The 17474-nt window shown below is 34.6% G+C and carries 18 protein-coding genes and 1 tRNA gene; 11 read left to right on the plus strand and 8 right to left on the minus strand.

Annotated features, from left to right (window positions below):
• Positions 1-962 (minus strand): DegT/DnrJ/EryC1/StrS family aminotransferase (locus tag N3D17_06985; protein MCX8083115.1); only part of this gene is annotated, 962 nt, incomplete at its 3' end.
• Positions 963-1079: 117 nt separating this feature from the next.
• Here N3D17_06985 and N3D17_06990 point away from each other — a divergent pair.
• On the plus strand, positions 1080-1253 hold the full coding sequence (locus N3D17_06990; protein ID MCX8083116.1) for a hypothetical protein: 174 nt from the start codon (positions 1080-1082) through the stop codon (positions 1251-1253).
• A 21-nt stretch (positions 1254-1274) separates the two neighbouring features.
• On the opposite strand, the gene N3D17_06995 is transcribed toward N3D17_06990, so the two are convergent.
• The 3 genes from N3D17_06995 to N3D17_07005 all read right to left on the minus strand — a co-directional run bounded on the left by N3D17_06995 (position 1275) and on the right by N3D17_07005 (position 3379).
• Positions 1275-1348, minus strand: a tRNA-Arg gene (locus tag N3D17_06995).
• Between the two features lie 67 nt (positions 1349-1415).
• Positions 1416-2669, minus strand: coding sequence for an MFS transporter (locus N3D17_07000; protein MCX8083117.1), 1254 nt, complete (start codon positions 2667-2669; stop codon positions 1416-1418).
• Between the two features lie 17 nt (positions 2670-2686).
• Positions 2687-3379, minus strand: a complete 693-nt coding sequence (locus N3D17_07005; GenBank protein MCX8083118.1) for a lipid-binding SYLF domain-containing protein — start codon at positions 3377-3379, stop codon at positions 2687-2689.
• An 87-nt stretch (positions 3380-3466) separates the two neighbouring features.
• Here N3D17_07005 and N3D17_07010 point away from each other — a divergent pair, with 87 nt between their 5' ends.
• Positions 3467-3883: a secondary thiamine-phosphate synthase enzyme YjbQ gene (locus N3D17_07010; protein ID MCX8083119.1), complete on the plus strand. Its 417-nt coding sequence runs from the start codon at positions 3467-3469 to the stop codon at positions 3881-3883.
• Here N3D17_07010 and N3D17_07015 read toward each other — a convergent pair.
• Positions 3870-4250, minus strand: a complete 381-nt coding sequence (locus N3D17_07015) for a RidA family protein (protein ID MCX8083120.1) — start codon at positions 4248-4250, stop codon at positions 3870-3872. The genes N3D17_07010 and N3D17_07015 overlap by 14 nt on opposite strands.
• A complete protein-coding gene (locus tag N3D17_07020; GenBank protein ID MCX8083121.1) occupies positions 4208-4714 on the minus strand; it encodes a hypothetical protein in 507 nt (168 codons plus the stop codon). The genes N3D17_07015 and N3D17_07020 overlap by 43 nt, the downstream gene beginning before the upstream one ends.
• Before the next feature lie 65 nt (positions 4715-4779).
• On the opposite strand from N3D17_07020, the gene N3D17_07025 reads away from it, so the two are divergent.
• Entirely contained in the window at positions 4780-5886 is a 1107-nt protein-coding gene (locus N3D17_07025) for a PilT/PilU family type 4a pilus ATPase (protein ID MCX8083122.1), read from the plus strand.
• A gap of 3 nt (positions 5887-5889) precedes the next feature.
• Here the strand turns inward: N3D17_07025 and N3D17_07030 are convergent, their stop codons facing one another.
• Positions 5890-6678, minus strand: coding sequence for a hypothetical protein (locus N3D17_07030; GenBank protein ID MCX8083123.1), 789 nt, complete (start codon positions 6676-6678; stop codon positions 5890-5892).
• A 16-nt stretch (positions 6679-6694) separates the two neighbouring features.
• Positions 6695-7033, minus strand: coding sequence for a hypothetical protein (locus N3D17_07035; protein MCX8083124.1), 339 nt, complete (start codon positions 7031-7033; stop codon positions 6695-6697).
• 241 nt (positions 7034-7274) lie between these two features.
• On the opposite strand from N3D17_07035, the gene N3D17_07040 reads away from it, so the two are divergent.
• The 8 genes from N3D17_07040 to N3D17_07075 form a co-directional block, all read left to right on the plus strand.
• A complete protein-coding gene (locus tag N3D17_07040) occupies positions 7275-8648 on the plus strand; it encodes a GAF domain-containing sensor histidine kinase (protein ID MCX8083125.1) in 1374 nt (457 codons plus the stop codon).
• A 14-nt stretch (positions 8649-8662) separates the two neighbouring features.
• Positions 8663-9025, plus strand: a complete 363-nt coding sequence (locus N3D17_07045; protein ID MCX8083126.1) for a response regulator — start codon at positions 8663-8665, stop codon at positions 9023-9025.
• The gene (glgC, locus tag N3D17_07050; GenBank protein ID MCX8083127.1) at positions 9022-10236 is read left to right on the plus strand and encodes a glucose-1-phosphate adenylyltransferase; all 1215 of its coding nucleotides are present in this window, start codon (positions 9022-9024) and stop codon (positions 10234-10236) included. Before N3D17_07045 ends, glgC begins: the two co-directional genes overlap by 4 nt.
• Positions 10237-10243: 7 nt before the next feature.
• On the plus strand, positions 10244-11281 hold the full coding sequence (locus N3D17_07055; GenBank protein MCX8083128.1) for a DUF4931 domain-containing protein: 1038 nt from the start codon (positions 10244-10246) through the stop codon (positions 11279-11281).
• A gap of 56 nt (positions 11282-11337) precedes the next feature.
• Positions 11338-12765, plus strand: coding sequence for a glycogen synthase (locus tag N3D17_07060; protein ID MCX8083129.1), 1428 nt, complete (start codon positions 11338-11340; stop codon positions 12763-12765).
• 26 nt (positions 12766-12791) lie between these two features.
• A complete protein-coding gene (locus tag N3D17_07065) occupies positions 12792-14750 on the plus strand; it encodes a glycoside hydrolase family 57 protein (GenBank protein MCX8083130.1) in 1959 nt (652 codons plus the stop codon).
• On the plus strand, positions 14738-16645 hold the full coding sequence (glgB, locus tag N3D17_07070) for a 1,4-alpha-glucan branching protein GlgB (GenBank protein MCX8083131.1): 1908 nt from the start codon (positions 14738-14740) through the stop codon (positions 16643-16645). Before N3D17_07065 ends, glgB begins: the two co-directional genes overlap by 13 nt.
• 278 nt (positions 16646-16923) lie before the next feature.
• On the plus strand, positions 16924-17474 hold a 551-nt coding region (locus tag N3D17_07075; GenBank protein ID MCX8083132.1), incomplete at its 3' end, for a glutamine synthetase beta-grasp domain-containing protein.

Below are 17474 nucleotides of genomic sequence, written 5' to 3' on the forward strand. Positions count from 1 at the left end.
GCTGTGTATAAGAGACAGGCTAAGAAAAAGAGACAGGCCACAAGCATATCAAGTTTTCTCAACTGTGCCCTTCCCACTGCTGCCTGTGCTTCATTCATTCTGTAATTATTCCCCCACTTACCATTATCATCAATAACATCAAAGTGTGAAGGTATCCAGTAGTCCCTTACATCTGTCTTTTCCATTTTAAATCCTGAAAATTCAAATATCTTCTGTTCTGGAGGCCAGTGGGTTATACTCATACATCTCAACCGTTGAATTTTTTCTGCGAATTCATCACTATTTGTTGTAATCATCCCACCTTCTCCGAGTGTTGTCATATTCTTAAGAGAATGGAAACTGAAACATCCCATATCTCCTATACTGCCTGCAGGTCTTCCTTTGTATTTTGCTCCGTGCGCGTGTGCACAGTCCTCCATTACAAAAAGTTTATATTTCTTTGCTATATCCATAATAGGGTCCATATCACACATCTGTCCACCATAATGGACTACATATATCGCTTTTGTCCTTTCTGTTATCTTTGCTTCAATTTTAGCAGGGTCTATATTAAATGTTTTAGGGTCAATATCCACATAAACCGGTTTTGCTCCTTCTTTAATGATAACAAGAGATGTGGCTATAAAGGTATTTGGTGTTACTATTACTTCATCTCCTGGACCTATCCCAAATGCCTGCGTTGCTACATGCATAGCGGTTGTGCAGTTACTTACAGCAAACGCATACTTCACTTCAAACTTTTTTGCAAACTCATCCTGAAAAAGTTTTACCTGTGGTCCCATTGTCTGAGAGTCCTGTTTCATCGCCTTAAGGACCATTTCCTCTTCATCTTTATCATAGATGGAGCCAAAAAATGAATAAGAGACCTTTAACTTCACTCCATCGTTCATCTGATAACCAGAAGTAATCCCTCCTTCTGTATCTGAACCCGTATATAAAACTTCTTTTTTCTTCTTTTCCATTTCTTCCTCCTTTATTTACTTTTTTGTAAATTATACTATTTAAAAAATATAAGTCAAGTGGACATAAGTATATGCTACATAAATTTTTATCCTCACCCTTGAAGGGAAAGAGGAAAAATGGGAAGTGAGACCTTTGCCAATCTTCTCATCCACGAGAAAGAAGGAAATTTAGTCATCCTCCTTATAATGGAAAGAATCTTTAATTTTGTTCTGCTATCCTATCAAATTCTGCAGTGGATGGAATTTCTCAGAAATAATCTCCATGAAAATGGTTTTGACAAGATGGAATGAACATAGCCCATTTAAAAAAGGTGCGCCTGGCCCGACTCGAACGGGCAACCGTTGGGTTCGAAGCCCACCACTCTATCCAGTTGAGCTACAGGCGCAATCATTACAGATTCTCCATCTTCTGTTTAAGAAGAATGAATCTGTTTTACAAAATAATTATACCTTTTATTTTGATTCTGAAACACCTGTTTCTTTCAGAGAAAAGGATATGAGAAAAGAAATTAAAGATAGAGAAAGGCAGAGAAGAAAGATAGTTCTATATGCAATTGCAGGGTAAATTACCATACCTGAAATCTCTACAGATATATGTCTGAAATGGTCAAGTATACGACCTGTAATAAAACCTATGGATGAGACAAATAAATAAGAGACAGTATTAAGAAAACCAACTGATGTAGCAGTAAGTTCTATAGAATTCATCTCTTTTATTACTGTAATATACACTGGAGAAACAGCAGCAGAGATTGCAAGGAGCAGATAGGAAATAAGGAACAATTTAGGATTGATATTAAATATAAGGTTGAATAAAAGAATGATAATTCCAATAAGGGTGGAACTGGTTGAAAACATTATAATGGGTTTACGTTTTCCTGTAATCTGTGAAGTATAAGCGGATATGAAAGCAAACAGTGTATTGAAAGACATCATTATAAAGGTAAAGGATGCTGCTTTTGCTGATGAAAAATAGCAAAAATCTTCAAGGAATTTTTTCCCTATGGATGACTGAAATAGAAAATATATTCCAAAACTTACAGGTCCTGATATGATAACAGGGAGAGTATGTGTATTCTTTACAACTTTTAAAAAACGGGGGAGTGAAAATGTATGCTTCTGAAGAACACCATCTTTCCCTGTTTTAAAAGATATGAGACATAAGATAGAAAATAATAAACATAAAACACCTGCTATCAAGAAAGAGTTCCTCCATCCAATAAAACTGACTGAACGTTCAAGAGGATATGTAGCAAAAACACCCCCGGAATACCCCAGAATCAGTGAAATCCCGAGGTACAGAGGAAACTCCTCTTCTTTGAAAATTGTGCTTATTATCTTTATCAAACTTACAAAAATAAAACTGGCACTAAAACCAACAAAACCTCTCGCAAGAAAAAGAAGAAAAGGATTATAAGAAAAAGGAAATAAAATGGATGCAAAACTAAAAAGAAAAGCACCGAGAAGAAATGTCCATACACCACCAACCCTGTCTGCAGTTATTCCAGCAAATATCTGCATAAAACCATATATAAGAAAGGAAAGTGAAGCAAGCCCTGTTACAGCAGTTGCAGAAAGAGAAAACTCTGACTGGAGTTCGTTAAAAATTGTTCCAGGTACCCCTACCCTCTGGAAATAGGAGAAAAAATATATACTATTTATAAGCAAAAAAAGAATAATTCTCTTCTGTTTTTTTATATCTTCCATAATCTGATTTGATGTTTTTAGTTAGAGGACTCGTATTTTTTTAATGCTTTTATAAGGGACTCTGCTTCTTTAGGCATCGTTACCCTTTTCTCAAGAAGAATCTGTCTGGGGGTAATATCCTCTATTCCATAAAAAACTTTGTTTGCCTCATTCTCGCACATAATAAGACCACCCTCTATAGAGCCACCGACAAAGGCACCTCGTGCCCTTGAGTAAATAAACAGTCCTGTGGCAGGAAGACCTGCTCCAACCCCGACATCTCTCCCCACAGGACCTGCTGCTGCAGATATTTCCCCACCTATCTTTACAGGGGACTTCAATAGAAGTGTCAGTCCTTCTTCATTCATTACCAGCAGGATTGCATCTATTACCTTTCCTCCAATCTGTAATCCAAAACTCCCTTCTGCTGTTGCCATAAAGGCAGGAGGACTCCACTCTCCTGTTTCTTTATCTTTTGCAAGGATAATACCATTTCCTCCCTTTGCACCAATGACAAAACCACCTTTATACTGTTTTAAAAAAATTATTGCATAGGCATCCTTGAGAAACTGCTGAGGAATAGCAGAGTCCTGTGAAGACATTATATATCTGAGGTTATATTCAGCATTTCTGATTCTCTGAACAAGTGATTTCCTTGAAACCGCTGCATAAGCAAAAACAGATGTAAGGATAAATACACAGATCAAAAAGTAATATATTTTCTTTCTCATCTTTCCTCCCTATCTGATTTTCTATTATACCTTTTTAATTATAAATTGGGAAATGTTATAATAGCAAATTTGAACAGGAGGGGAACAATGAAAAGTTATAAAAAAGAACTGACCTTTAATACAGAAAAACGGATTGAATTTATAAATATTACAAAAGAAGTTCAGAAAGCAGTTGATGAAAGTGGAATTAAAGAAGGGCTCTGCCTTGTAAATGCAATGCATATAACAGCGAGCGTCTTTATAAATGATGATGAAAAGGGACTCCATAATGACTTTGAGAGATGGCTTGAAAAAATAGCGCCTCATCAACCGGTATCACAATATCATCACAATGTGTCAGAGGACAATGCAGACGCGCATATGAAAAGACAGGTTATGGGTAGAGAGGTAGTAATTGCTATCACCAATGGGAAACTTGATTTTGGTACATGGGAACAGGTTTTTTACGGGGAGTTTGATGGAAGAAGACAAAAACGAGTCCTGATTAAAATCATTGGGGAATGATTGCTATACAATCTATCTCTATTAATGCACCTTTGGGAAGGCCTGAAACCTCAACGGTACTACGCGCTGGTTTATGTTTGAAAAAAGAAGCATATACAAGATTCATTTTTTCAAAGTCATTTATGTTTTTAAGATAGACCGTTGTTTTTACAATATTTTCAATACCACAACCAGCCTCTTTTAAAATCACTATTATATTCTGGATTACCTGCTGTGTCTGAATGGTTATATCTCCCTTGACTATTTGATTAGTAAGAGGGTCAAGGGGAATCTGTCCGGATAGAAAAATAAATTTATCTGCTACAATCGCCTGTGAATATGGACCTATTGCCCATGGTGCTTTATCGGTTGAAATTGTTTTAAACATTTTACAACTTCCTCTTTAAATTTTTCAAAGTCATCTTTAACATTTCTCCCTTTAATATCTGCTTTCCCTATTTCTTTACCACCTTTTAATTCTACAAGATGAGAGAAATTAGACATTGCTCTTTCCTTGCCCTTGCCACTACCATATGTCAAGTATAAAAATACTTTTTTATTCGTAAGGTCTGTTTCTTCAAGAAATGCCCGCATAGCAGGAACAATATCAAAAGCCCAGACAGGAGACCCCAGAAAAATAAAATCTGAGTGTTTAATATCCGGTATATACTCTAATTTAACCTTTTTCTTCGTAAAAGCATATATACAGTTTGTTAAGAAAGAGCCGGTAGATTTTGTTTTTAATGGATTTACTGCAACGGAAAATCCCTCTGCTCTTAAATACTCTGCTAAATACTGTGAAAGTATCTTTGTCCTTCCTGAGAGTGAAAAGTAAACTATAGAAATTTTCATATTTTTATGATACACTACTTCTCTGTCTTTTTCAAAAATTTTTCTTTATTAAATAGTGGGGGTATATGGGAGAGAATTTACTCGTGCAATTGATGGAAATGTCCTGGGAGAAAAATGCTTCAGATATCCATTTACAAACAGGTTCTCATCCTGCTTTAAGAATAAAGGGAGATATTGTAAAACTTGAATATCTACCAGAACTCACTATGGAAATTATGCAGGAGATAACAAACTTCATTCTTAAAAATCCTTCTGATATTGAAAAACTTGAACAATATGGAAGTATTGATACATCCTTTGGAATTCATAACATTGGAAGATTCCGTATAAACATATTCAAACAAAGAGGGTCATTATCTCTGGTAGCCAGACGACTATCAAATGTTATACCTGACTTTAATTCTCTCAACCTACCTGCTGCTGTATCAAAAATATCTCAATTTCCAAATGGACTTGTACTTGTAACAGGACCTACAGGTAGTGGAAAATCATCAACACTCGCTGCTGTAATAAATGATATTAATAAAAACAGACAGTGTCATATATTGTGTATAGAGGACCCTATTGAGTACCTTTATAAAAATGAGAAGGCAATCATTACTCAAAGAGAAATAGGAGTGGATGTTGAGTCATTCAGGTCTGCATTAAAATATGCAGTAAGACAGGACCCGGATGTAATACTTGTAGGAGAAATGAGGGATAGTGATACTGTTGAATTTGCTTTACAAGCAGCAGAAACAGGACATCTTGTTTTTGGAACACTTCACAGTTCTAATGTTTCACTCACAATATCTCGTATATTAAACTTTTTCCCACAGGAAAGACATCATCAGGTACGGAGAGGACTGGGTATGCATCTACGTGCTGTGATTTCACAACTTTTACTTCCTTCCATTAATCCGGATGTTCACTTAATACCTGCCTGTGAAATTATGTTTGTAACACCCCTTATCAGCCGACTTATTATGGAGGGTAAAGACGATAAAATTATAAAGGCAATGAAGGCAGGAAAATCAGAAGGTATGCAGGACTTTGATGATGCGCTTATTGAACTTGTTAATAAAGGTATGATTAATGAAGAAACCGCACTAAAATATACTGAAAATCCTCATAGTTTAGAGATGAAACTTAAAGGAATATATTTGAGTGAAGAAGGTGGTATTGTTACATAGAAATTATAAAGAAGTCCAGAACACACGCCATAAAATATACATAATCCCCAGAGATAAACCTATAGCCGTAAAGGTAAAAGCCGCATCAGGAAGTAGTGTTTTTAGCAATATTATAAGCAAAAGACCTGCGAGCGGAACACCAAAACCATAGATTATCAACCTTTTTATCTCTTCCTTATGCTTCATAATGTCCTGTTTTATAGAAACCAAGGGTTTGATATTGTTGCCACACTTTATACATTCTTCAGAACTGCCAGAATTTGTTGTCCCACATTCGCTACATATCCATATTTCTCCTTTCTGTATCCTGTTTTCTCTCTCCGCAATTTTTATCTTATGAGTAATCTCTGCACTATCCTTAATAGATTTCGCCCTGTAATAATATGGTAGTGCCTCTTCATATTTGTTTAAGTTAAAATATATATCACCTATTTCTATAAATATCTCAGGTATATATGGATTTCTTTTTGCTTTTTCCTTGAGTATTCTGATTTTTTTCTCTGTCCTTTTTTTAAAATCCAATTCTATGCCACGATTTTCAAGAATGCGAAAGATAACATAACCGAGAGGTACTGGTAAAACACTCCAGAATCCGATGGAAAAACGAGATAGAGGTAAAGAAAATAATATACACAGAATAGTTATGAGTGAGAGTATAAAAAGTTCCAATCCTTCTATTTCTTTATCAAGATACCTATCAAAAACACAAAAATAAAACTCCACACCAATGATTATAAGTACTACCCCAAATTGTAAACCGAGAAAAAAACCACTGCTATAGTCAATTATCATTTAACTATTCTCAAAGTCATTGCACATTTATATTACCTGTTGAAGGGTCATATCTAAAACTCATACCTTTTGGCGGTTCAGGTATCCTTTCAATATAATGTTTCTCAACAAGTTCATTCAAAGAAGAAGGATATCTACCCTCCTGTATCTGGAATGTGTTTATCTTATTTTTCAGATAGAGCACATCATCCATTGCCTTTGATTTTTTCATCGCAGTTCCCATCACACCCCCATATTTTTCCAGTGCATTAAAAGGGGTGAGTTCTTCCTCTACTTTCTTCTTACGATTACAGGATATAGAACATACCATAATAAATATAATACATATCACCATTATAATCCTTCTCTTTTCCATTTTAACCTCCTGTTTCTAATCCCATTATACCCTATTTTTTATTATTGATACATACTTTATAATACCGCCTACTTCTTGTAGATAATCCCTTTTAAAATACAGGAAAATATACCCCCTTAATAAAATTCCTCAGGGAAGAAAGAGAAATGGCTCCGCGCGTTGATTACATATCTACACTGTACATACAAAATATTGATGAAAAAAGAGAAAGTAGATATAATATAAACAGGAAGGTGAATGGATGATAAAAACATTTGAAGAAAAATGTAGATTGTTGAATTATGAATTATATCTGCTCCACACCATCTCAAAAGCAATAAAAGAAACCTTCAATGAAGGAAAAATTCTGAATGTAACCTTAACTGCACTTACAGCAAACGGTGCACTGGGATTAAGTAGAGCCGCTATATTCTACTATGATAAAGAGAAAAATATTATTTATGGCAAAAAAGGAATAGGTCCTTTTGATGAAAAAGAAGCAGCACAGATATGGGAAGAACTCAGTAAAAACCATATATCACTTGAGGAATATCTTCAACATGATCTTGAAGAAGAACTTGCAAATCAAAGATTCCCTCAGTTAATCAAACAGGTAGTTATCAATCTTGACGATATATCTGAAAACAACTATCTAAAGAGAGCCATTGTTGAAAAAAAAATATTCCATCTAACTGATACAAAAGATATCTCTCTTCTTCCTGATGCAATCAAGAGTTTTATAATACCATCTGAAATAGTAATAGTACCCATCTTTTCATCCAGAGATATAATTGGAATTATCATGGCAGATAATGCCTTTCACTATAATCCCATAGATGAATCCACAATACTTCTCATTTCTTTATTAAGTATACAGACAGGTATAGCACTGGAAAACGCTACTACCCACAATATAGTAATACAGCAACTTGAAGAATTGAGAGAACTGCATAATACAATGAAACAACTCCAGGAAGAACTGGTAAAAAAAGAAAAACTTTCTACTATAGGAAAGATGGCATCTTATCTTATACATGAGATAAAAAATCCTCTCGTCACCATAGGTGGCTTTGCAAAAAGGATAGCAGGTGAAAACAATCTTGATACTATACATAGAGATGCAGATATTATATTTAAAGAGATGAAAAAATTAGAGCAGATATTAAATAAACTATCTACATTTACACTTCTTGCTCCTCTTAAAATAGAGAGAATCAATATACTTGATGTGGTTAATGAGATTATTGAGGTCTTTGAATTAGAGTTCACAAAAAAACATATAGATGTCAAGGTAGATATACCTGAAAATATATCTATCAAGGCAGAAAGGGTACAGATATTTGAGATATTATTCAATTTAATATCTAACTCTGTGGAAAATATGAATACAGGAACTATAAAAATATCTGCTGTTATAGAGGGTGTATACCTAAAAATAACAGTACAGGATACAGGAAAAGGTATACCTGATGAAGTTCTTCCACATATAACAGAACCATTCTTTTCCACAAAAACAGAGGGATTTGGACTCGGGCTGTTTATCGTCTCCAACATAATAGAAAATTATGGAGGAAAACTTGAGATAACATCTGTTAAACAGCAGGGTACTACCGTAAATGTATATCTTCCTCTATAAAAAGGAGGTATGAGATGGATAAAAAAAGAATCTTGATAGTAGAAGATGAAGATAATGAGCGATTACTTTATAAAGAAGAACTTGAAAAGGATGGCTTTGAAGTAACATGCTGTACTAACGGTAATGAGGCAATAGGACTAATAGAGAAAGAAAAATTTGACCTTGCTATAATAGACATCCAGATGCCACAGATGGACGGAATTGAAACTTTGGGAAAGATATTGACTAAAAAGAGAAATTTACCTATAATTATATATACGGCATATCCCCAGTATAAAGACCAATTTTTAACATGGGCTGCTGATGCGTATCTTATCAAAAGTTCTGATTTAACAATATTAAAAGATAAGGTAAAAACGATACTGAGTAGAAAATGAATTTAAAAGACATAACAACATTTATATTAGCAGGTGGTAAAGGAGAACGACTTTATCCCCTTACGAGAGATAGAACTAAACCTGCTGTTCCATTTGGGGGGATTTACAGAATTATTGATTTCCCATTAAGTAATGCCATAAATTCGGGATTAAGAAAAATTTATATATTTACACAGTATAAGTCCCTTTCTCTTCAAAGACATATAAGAGAAGGATGGAATATATTTTCAAGGGAATTAGGAGAATTTATTGACCTTGTTCCTGCACAGCAGAGAATAAGTGAAGAGTGGTACCAGGGAACTGCTGACTCTGTCTTTCAGAATATAAACATATTAGAGGACGAAAAGCCAGAATTGATACTTATACTTTCAGGGGACCAAGTTTATAAGATGGACTATAGAAGAATAATAAATGCACACATTGAAAAGAAGGCAGACCTAACCATCAGTGTGTTTGAGGTTCCAATTAAAGAAGCATATAGATTTGGTGTTCTACAATTAGACGAAAATAATCGTGTTATTGATTTTAAAGAAAAACCATCTACGCCCATACCTGACCCTAAAAATCCTGAGGTTTCACTCATCTCAATGGGTATATATGTATTTAATCTGGAAGTTCTTATTAAAAAAGTTATGGAAGATGCAAAAAGAGTAGATAGTACTCATGATTTTGGAAAGGATGTTATACCTTCAATGATAGAAACTTATAATGTATACGGGTTCCGTTTCATAGATGAGAATAAAAAGGAAACAAAATACTGGCGAGATATAGGGACAATAGATGCTTACTGGGAAGCCAATATGGACCTTGTAAATATAGACCCTCTGTTAAATCTTTATGACAGGGACTGGCTTATTAGAACATTTCAGGTTCAGTACCCTCCTGTAAAGACAGTATTCTCATGGGAAGATAGAAAGGCGTCTGTTACGGACTCAATGCTTTCAAGTGGGTGTATCATAAGTGGTGGAACAGTAAGACACAGTGTTCTTGCTCCAAATGTAAGAATAAACAGTTATTCAGAGGTTGTTGACAGCATACTATTTGAAAATGTAAATATCGGAAGATATGCAAAAATCAGGAGGGCTATAATAGATAAAAATGTAATAGTCCCTCCCTATACTGAAATTGGATATAATCTTGAAGAAGATAGAAAAAGATTTGTTGTCTCTGAAAATGGAATTGTTGTAATACCAAAAAACTACAAATGGTGAGGTGTATATGTCAGAATTAAGAAAAGACCCTGTAATAGGAAGATGGGTAGTAATAGCAACCGAAAGAAAATTTAGACCTTCGGATTTTGTTGCTGTTTCTGAAGTACCACAGGAAACATTTTGTCCTTTCTGTCCTGGTAATGAGGATAAAACACCTCCTGAGATATTTGCTATAAGATACGGAAGTACACAACCCAATACTCCTGGATGGGAAGTAAGGGTAGTCCCCAATAAATTTCCTGCTTTAAGAATAGAAGGAGACCTTAACAGAAGAGGAATAGGTATGTATGATATGATGAATGGTATAGGAGCACATGAAGTAATAATTGAAACCCCAGTACATAAAAATCCAGCAAATGAACTTATGGATATAAAGGACTTCTCTCTAACAACTATGTTAAATGTTATTGAGACATATCAGATAAGATGTATTGACCTAAAAAAAGATAACCGTTTCAGATATATCCTTGTTTTCAAAAACTTTGGGAAAGAAGCCGGTGCTTCTCTATCCCATCCTCATTCTCAACTTATAGTAACTCCTGTTGTTCCCAAAAGGGTAAAGGAAGAACTCAACGGAGCAAAATGGTATTATGAGTATAAGGAACGATGTGTCTGGTGTGACATAATAAACCAGGAGATTGACAGCGGGAAAAGAATAGTTGAACAGAATGAGTCATTTATTGTTATTGCTCCTTTTGCTTCAAGATTCCCGTTTGAATTATCTTTAATTCCTTTAAGACACTCCCCTGATTTTGACTATATCACACCGAGAGAAAAAGAGCTGCTCGCAGAGATACTTATTAAAACATTTAAGAAAATATCAAAAGGACTTAATAATCCTTCTTATAATTTTATGATTCACACCGCTCCTTGCAGGTATCAACGTCCAGGATACTGGCAGACAATAGAGAAGGACTATCACTGGCATATAGAGATAATACCACGGCTTGTAAAACAGGGTGGATTTGAATGGGGAACAGGATTTTATATAAATCCTACCCCACCTGAAGAAGCAGCAGAGTTTCTTAAGTCCCTTAATGTATAGATTGTCCAAACCAGTAAATTTCACAATCTTATAATTAGGTTGTAGGAGGATAAAATATGAGAAAAAAGAACATTGCTCTGGTCTCTGCAGAAGCAGTTCCATTTGTAAAGGTTGGTGGTATGGCTGACGTTGTAGGAGCGCTGTATAAATATCTGAAGAGCAAAGAAAATATATATATGTTTATCCCTCTGTATAAACAAATAAAAGGAAAATACAAGATAGAAATTATTTCCCCTTTAGAAGTAAGATTTTTGGAAAGCAGGGTAGAAAATGGATTTTTAGCAAAGAGTAAGGACTTCCCTGGTGTTTATTTTATAGGCAGTGATAGATATTTTGATAGGGACGAGATTTATGGACCAGGGGGAAAGGACTATCCTGACAGTGCAGAAAGATTCTCTTTCTTTTCAAAAGCAGTACTTGAAGCAGTAATTTCGTTAAAGATAGATATGGATATATTCCACTGTCATGACTGGCATAGTGCTCTTCTACCTTTATATCTTGAATTATACTATAAAGAACGTTTTCCAAAAGCAAAGACACTTTTTACCATACACAATCTGGGATATCAAGGGGTCTTCTCTATTGATAAGTTTCATTTACTCGGAATCCCATGGCACTATTTTAATATGGAAGAACTTGAGTTTTATGGTAATGTTAATTTTATGAAAGCAGGAATTATACATTCTGATACATTAAATACAGTAAGTCCAACATATGCAAAAGAAATTATTACTCCTGAATTCGGACATAACCTTGACGGTCTCCTGAGAAAATATCAGAACAAACTGAAAGGAATTCTCAACGGTCTTGACTACCAGATATGGAATCCTGCTTTTGACAATTATATAGCAAAAAAATACAGAAGTTATAAAAGCAAAATAGAAAACAAAATAGCACTGCAGAAAAAACAGTCCTTACAGATAGATAGTAATATCCCTGTTTTTGGTATGGTAAGCCGACTGGCTGAACAGAAAGGTATTGATTATCTCACTGATATAATGGAACGTTTGTTTAAGAATAACTTACAGATTGTAGTATTAGGAGATGGAGAAATAAAATATAAGGAAATTCTATCAAAATGGCAAAAGAAGATACCAGAAAAGATGTCATTTACATCTGGATTTAATGAAGAACTAGCACATCAAATATATGCAGGAAGCGACTTTTTCCTTATGCCTTCAAGATTTGAGCCCTGCGGACTTGGACAGTTAATAAGCTTTAAGTATGGAACTATTCCTATAGTAAGAAAGGTTGGAGGACTTGCAGATACAGTAGCAGAATATAATCCAGAAACAGAAGAAGGAACTGGATTTGTATTTGAAGGTGGAAGTGAAGAATTTATGTCAAAGATAGAACAGGCACTTCAACTTTTTAAGAATAAAGAGAAGATGGAACGGCTGGTAAGCAAAATCATTAACCTTGACTTTTCCTGGAAAGCATCAGTAGAAGAATATCTAAAAACATACAATACTCTTATGAGGTAAAGATGTATCTATCTATACTCTGGCACATGCATCAACCCTGTTATCTAATAAATGGAGTAATTAATACACCTACTCTCGTTTTTCGCACACTCTTCAATTATTACCCTATGACTATGATTATAAAAAAGTTCCCATCTGTGAAACTTAACTTCAATCTCACTCCTGTCCTTTTAAAACAAATAGAGGGTGTTGCTTCTGGAAAATATGAGGATAGATTTTTATCCCTACTTGAAGATAAAGAAAACAGTGTAAAAGAAGTACTTATGATGGCAAAGGAATTACCTCCTTTTATTCTCAAAAGACATCCTGCTATTAACCTGTTACTTAACAAGGTTGAAAGTAATAATTATTCAGAAAAGGATATTTCCGATGTCAAGGTTCTCTTACATCTGGTATGTTTTCATCCTGCAATTATAGATGAGGAAGTTGAGCAACTACTCAAGAAAGGAAGAGATTTTAATGATTCAGAGAAAATATCTCTGTACAGAAAAGAGTTAAAAATCCTATCTGAAACAATAAACAGTTATAGGAACCTTATGGAGGCAGGACAGATAGAAATAAGCATATCCCCAATGATGCATCCTATTCTTCCACTTATATATAACACAGATATTGCAAAACACACAAAAACATCTTTACATATTCCAGAAGGGCTATTTTCATATCCTGAAGATGCTCGCAGACATATTAAAGAAGGGATAGAAACATACAAAACTTTTTTTGATAAGACACCTTCAGGGATATGGCCATCTGAAGGTAGTTTAAGTAATGAAATTCTGGAACTCTTTGTTGAATATGGCATTAGATGGACTGCAACAGATGAACATCTACTGGCAGAAACACTTTCAAGACCACTGGTAAACAGAGAACATTATAACATATGGGATTATAAAGATATCATCTCCATATTCTTCAGGGACCACCACATCTCTGATATGATTGGTTTTTCATATCAGAAAATGGAAGAGAATAAATCTGCAATACAACTTTTTGACCGATTAAAACATATCTCTGAAGGACATCCCAACCATATACTTTCTATTATACTTGATGGAGAAAACCCATGGGACTTCTATCCTGATTACGGGAGAAATTTCCTCACCACACTTTATGAAATGTTAAGCAGTAATACACCAATTGAAACTATAACCTTTTCAGAGGCACTGAATAAAGAGATAAACCATAGTACACTTGACAGAATCTCTCCTGGTAGCTGGATGGGAGTGAATTTTGACAACTGGATTGGCAAAGGACCTGCCAATAGAGCATGGGAAATATTGGCACAAGCAAGACGGTCTGTAGAAGAAAGTATAAATTCAGCCGATGAGAGAATAAAAAAACAGATAATAGAATATATTATGCTTGCAGAATCAAGTGATTGGTTCTGGTGGTATAGTTTACCTGTAGATAAAGAAATAAAGATGCGTTTTGACACATATTTCAGAAACAGTATAAGGAATATCTATGAGGCCGCTGGTCTTACACCCCCTGGATTTCTTTCTGTACCTGTTGAACAATACAGTGATGAAGAAGTTCTCCCTTATATAACACCCTCCATTGATGGCAAAATTACCCATTTTTATGAGTGGTATAATGCAATTGAGGTAGATGTATCCAGTTTATGGACAACATTTAAACCTGTAGAACTCCCCGTAAAAAAGATATTCTATGGCTATGATGAAAATAACCTTTATATAAGAATAGATTGTTCTGAAAGAGATATAGAATTCCTGCTCTCTTTTCATAATTCATCAAGAAAAACATTTAATATAAAATATGGAACTAACATATCTGAACCTCTGTTCTTCTTATGGAATGATATAATAGAAATAAAAATACCAAAGCAAGAGATAATACCTATGGAAGAGGATACAATTTTTTTCAATATTACAGTTAAAGATAAAAATGGTGAGGAACTCACAATTCCTGCTATAAATCATTTTAAAATACGGTTTGGGAAAAAGGAAGAAAATTGGATAGTATAGAAAAAAGAAAGTATTATTTTAAGGAGTCATTATTCGGTCCTGTTGACCTTTACCTTTTCAATGAAGGTAATCACCTTGAGATATATAAAAAACTTGGTGCACATAAAAGAGTGGTAGATGGTATTGAGGGATACAATTTTGCGGTATGGGCACCAGATGCAGTGGCTGTGAATGTAAAAGGTGATTTTAATAACTGGGATGGAAAAGAACATCAGATGAGACAACTTGGAAACTCTGGCATCTGGGAAATTTTTATACCAGATGTAAAGGAACTCTCCTGCTATAAGTTTGAAATCCATACAAAAAATAATATGGTATTGCTTAAATCAGACCCATATGGGAATTTTTTTGAACTCAGACCTGCAAATGCTTCTATTACATATCATTCAAATTATATATATAAAACGGAAAGAATTCCATATGATGATATATATAAACAACCTCTATCTATATATGAGATACATTTAGGTTCATGGAAAAGAAAAAAAGATGGTTCTTTCTTAAACTATCGCGAAATAGCAGAAATGCTTGTTGATTATCTAAAAGAAACTGGTTTTAACTGGATAGAATTATTACCCGTAACAGAACATCCTTTAGATTCTTCATGGGGATACCAGACGACCGGTTTTTTCGCTCCTACAAGTAGATTTGGGACACCTGATGATTTCAAATTTTTTGTGGATTTTCTCCATAAAAATAATATAGGTGTTATTATGGACTGGACACCTGCCCATTTTCCTAAGGATGAATTTGGACTATACTACTTTGACGGAACCCATCTTTATGAACACTGCTATCCACAAAAGAGAGACCATCCTGATTGGAAAAGTGCGATTTTTAACTATGGTAGATATGAAGTGAGTAATTTTCTTATCAATAGTGCTATTAACTGGTTTGAGAATTTTCAGATAGATGGATTGAGGGTTGATGCTGTTGCCTCAATGCTATATCTTGACTATTCAAGAAGAGAAGGTGAATGGATACCTAACATATATGGGGGAAGAGAAAATCTTGAAGCGATTGATTTTTTAAGAAGATTTAATACAACTATTTATAATAAATTTCCAAGATGTTTTACGATAGCAGAAGAATCAACCGCCTGGCCTATGGTAAGTAAACCTGTATATATGGGGGGATTAGGATTTGGTTTCAAGTGGAATATGGGATGGATGCATGACACTCTCTACTATTTCTCGCTTGACCCAATATATAGAAAATACCATCATAACTGTTTGACATTCAGTTTATTATACGCTTTTTCAGAAAATTTCATCTTGCCGCTTTCTCATGATGAGGTCGTATATGGTAAAAAATCCCTCCTTTCAAAGATGCCCGGTGATAACTGGCAGAAGTTTGCAAACCTGCGTCTTTTACTTACATATATGTATTGCCATCCAGGTAAAAAAATGCTTTTCATGGGAGGGGAGTTTGGACAGATATCTGAATGGAACTATGATAGAGAACTTGACTGGCATTTACTTGATAGAGAAGAACACAGAAAGATGAAAAAATTTGTCTATGATATAAATAGGTTATACAAAAAAGAAAAAGCATTATTTGAAATTGATTTTTCATCTGATGGTTTTGAATGGATTGATTTTTCTGACTATGAAAGCAGTATTGTCTCTTTTATAAGAAAAGGCGTGAAAAAAGATGATTTTATTGTTGCTATATTTAACTTCACCCCGGTTCCGAGACATAATTACAGGATAGGAGTTCCTCTAAAAGTAAAGTATAAGGAAATATTCAATAGTGACTCTCATTTTTATGGGGGAAGTAATACAGGAAATTTTGGTATTGTAAAGGCAGATAATATCTCATTACATAATAGACCTTTTTCTGTAAATATTACACTACCCCCATTAGGAGCGGTTGTATTAAAACCCTGTTTATAAAACTGTAGAATTTGAGAGTTTGAGAGGGATAAGTAATAGTTAAATACTGATAATTCCTCTCCATATGAAGGAGGAGAAAAACGGTAGGGTGATGTTTATAATCACTTCTCCATACAGGGAAAGAAGATTAGTAAAAGGTCTCACCCTCACCATCCCCCTCTCCCCTCAAGGGAGAGGGATACAATTTAAAACAACTATTTCAGTCCTTTTCCTCTATCTGTACGAAAACTTTTGGAAGAAAAGGATTGATGATAAAATAAACATAAAAGGAGATTACAATGAATAAAAGAAACCTGACGAAAGAAGATGTTTTAAAACTTGTAAAGGAGAATGATGTAAAGTTTATACGGCTGTGGTTTGCAGACATTACAGGACAGATGAAAGGGTTTACAATCACTGTAGAAGAGTTAAAACATGCACTTGAAGACGGAATGGGATTTGATGGTTCATCCATAAAGGGATTTGCCAGGATAGATGAGTCAGATATGGTGGCTATGCCAGACCCCTCTACTTTTTCCATACTTCCATATCGCCCTAAGGAGAAGGCAGTAGCGGGTATGATATGTGATATTTTAAATCCGGACAGGACCCCATATGAAGGGGACAGCAGATATATACTTAAGAAGCAGTTAGAGAAGATAGCAAAGAAGGGATACACATTTTATGTAGGACCTGAACTGGAGTTTTTTATATTTAAAGATGAGAAGCGGACAGAGATATTAGATGAAGGGGGATATTTTGATATAACGACACTGGATGCAGGAAATGAAGTAAGGAGGGAAGTTATTTTGACACTTGAACAGATGGGTATAGATGTAGAGTATAGCCA

It is taken from the genome of bacterium, assembly GCA_026414725.1.
GTDB lineage: Bacteria > Ratteibacteria > UBA8468 > B48-G9 > JAFGKM01 > JAAYXZ01.

Excerpts from the sequence above, each read along its gene's own strand:
- N3D17_06990 (MCX8083116.1), top strand. The coding sequence starts at position 1,080 with ATGGGAAGTGAGACCTTTGCCAATCTTCTCATCCACGAGAAAGAAGGA.
- N3D17_07000 (MCX8083117.1), bottom strand. The coding sequence starts at position 2,669 with ATGGAAGATATAAAAAAACAGAAGAGAATTATTCTTTTTTTGCTTATA.
- N3D17_07005 (MCX8083118.1), bottom strand. The coding sequence starts at position 3,379 with ATGAGAAAGAAAATATATTACTTTTTGATCTGTGTATTTATCCTTACA.
- N3D17_07010 (MCX8083119.1), top strand. The coding sequence starts at position 3,467 with ATGAAAAGTTATAAAAAAGAACTGACCTTTAATACAGAAAAACGGATT.
- N3D17_07015 (MCX8083120.1), bottom strand. The coding sequence starts at position 4,250 with ATGTTTAAAACAATTTCAACCGATAAAGCACCATGGGCAATAGGTCCA.
- N3D17_07020 (MCX8083121.1), bottom strand. The coding sequence starts at position 4,714 with ATGAAAATTTCTATAGTTTACTTTTCACTCTCAGGAAGGACAAAGATA.
- N3D17_07025 (MCX8083122.1), top strand. The coding sequence starts at position 4,780 with ATGGGAGAGAATTTACTCGTGCAATTGATGGAAATGTCCTGGGAGAAA.
- N3D17_07030 (MCX8083123.1), bottom strand. The coding sequence starts at position 6,678 with ATGATAATTGACTATAGCAGTGGTTTTTTTCTCGGTTTACAATTTGGG.
- N3D17_07035 (MCX8083124.1), bottom strand. The coding sequence starts at position 7,033 with ATGGAAAAGAGAAGGATTATAATGGTGATATGTATTATATTTATTATG.
- N3D17_07040 (MCX8083125.1), top strand. The coding sequence starts at position 7,275 with ATGATAAAAACATTTGAAGAAAAATGTAGATTGTTGAATTATGAATTA.
- N3D17_07045 (MCX8083126.1), top strand. The coding sequence starts at position 8,663 with ATGGATAAAAAAAGAATCTTGATAGTAGAAGATGAAGATAATGAGCGA.
- glgC (MCX8083127.1), top strand. The coding sequence starts at position 9,022 with ATGAATTTAAAAGACATAACAACATTTATATTAGCAGGTGGTAAAGGA.
- N3D17_07055 (MCX8083128.1), top strand. The coding sequence starts at position 10,244 with ATGTCAGAATTAAGAAAAGACCCTGTAATAGGAAGATGGGTAGTAATA.
- N3D17_07060 (MCX8083129.1), top strand. The coding sequence starts at position 11,338 with ATGAGAAAAAAGAACATTGCTCTGGTCTCTGCAGAAGCAGTTCCATTT.
- N3D17_07065 (MCX8083130.1), top strand. The coding sequence starts at position 12,792 with ATGCATCAACCCTGTTATCTAATAAATGGAGTAATTAATACACCTACT.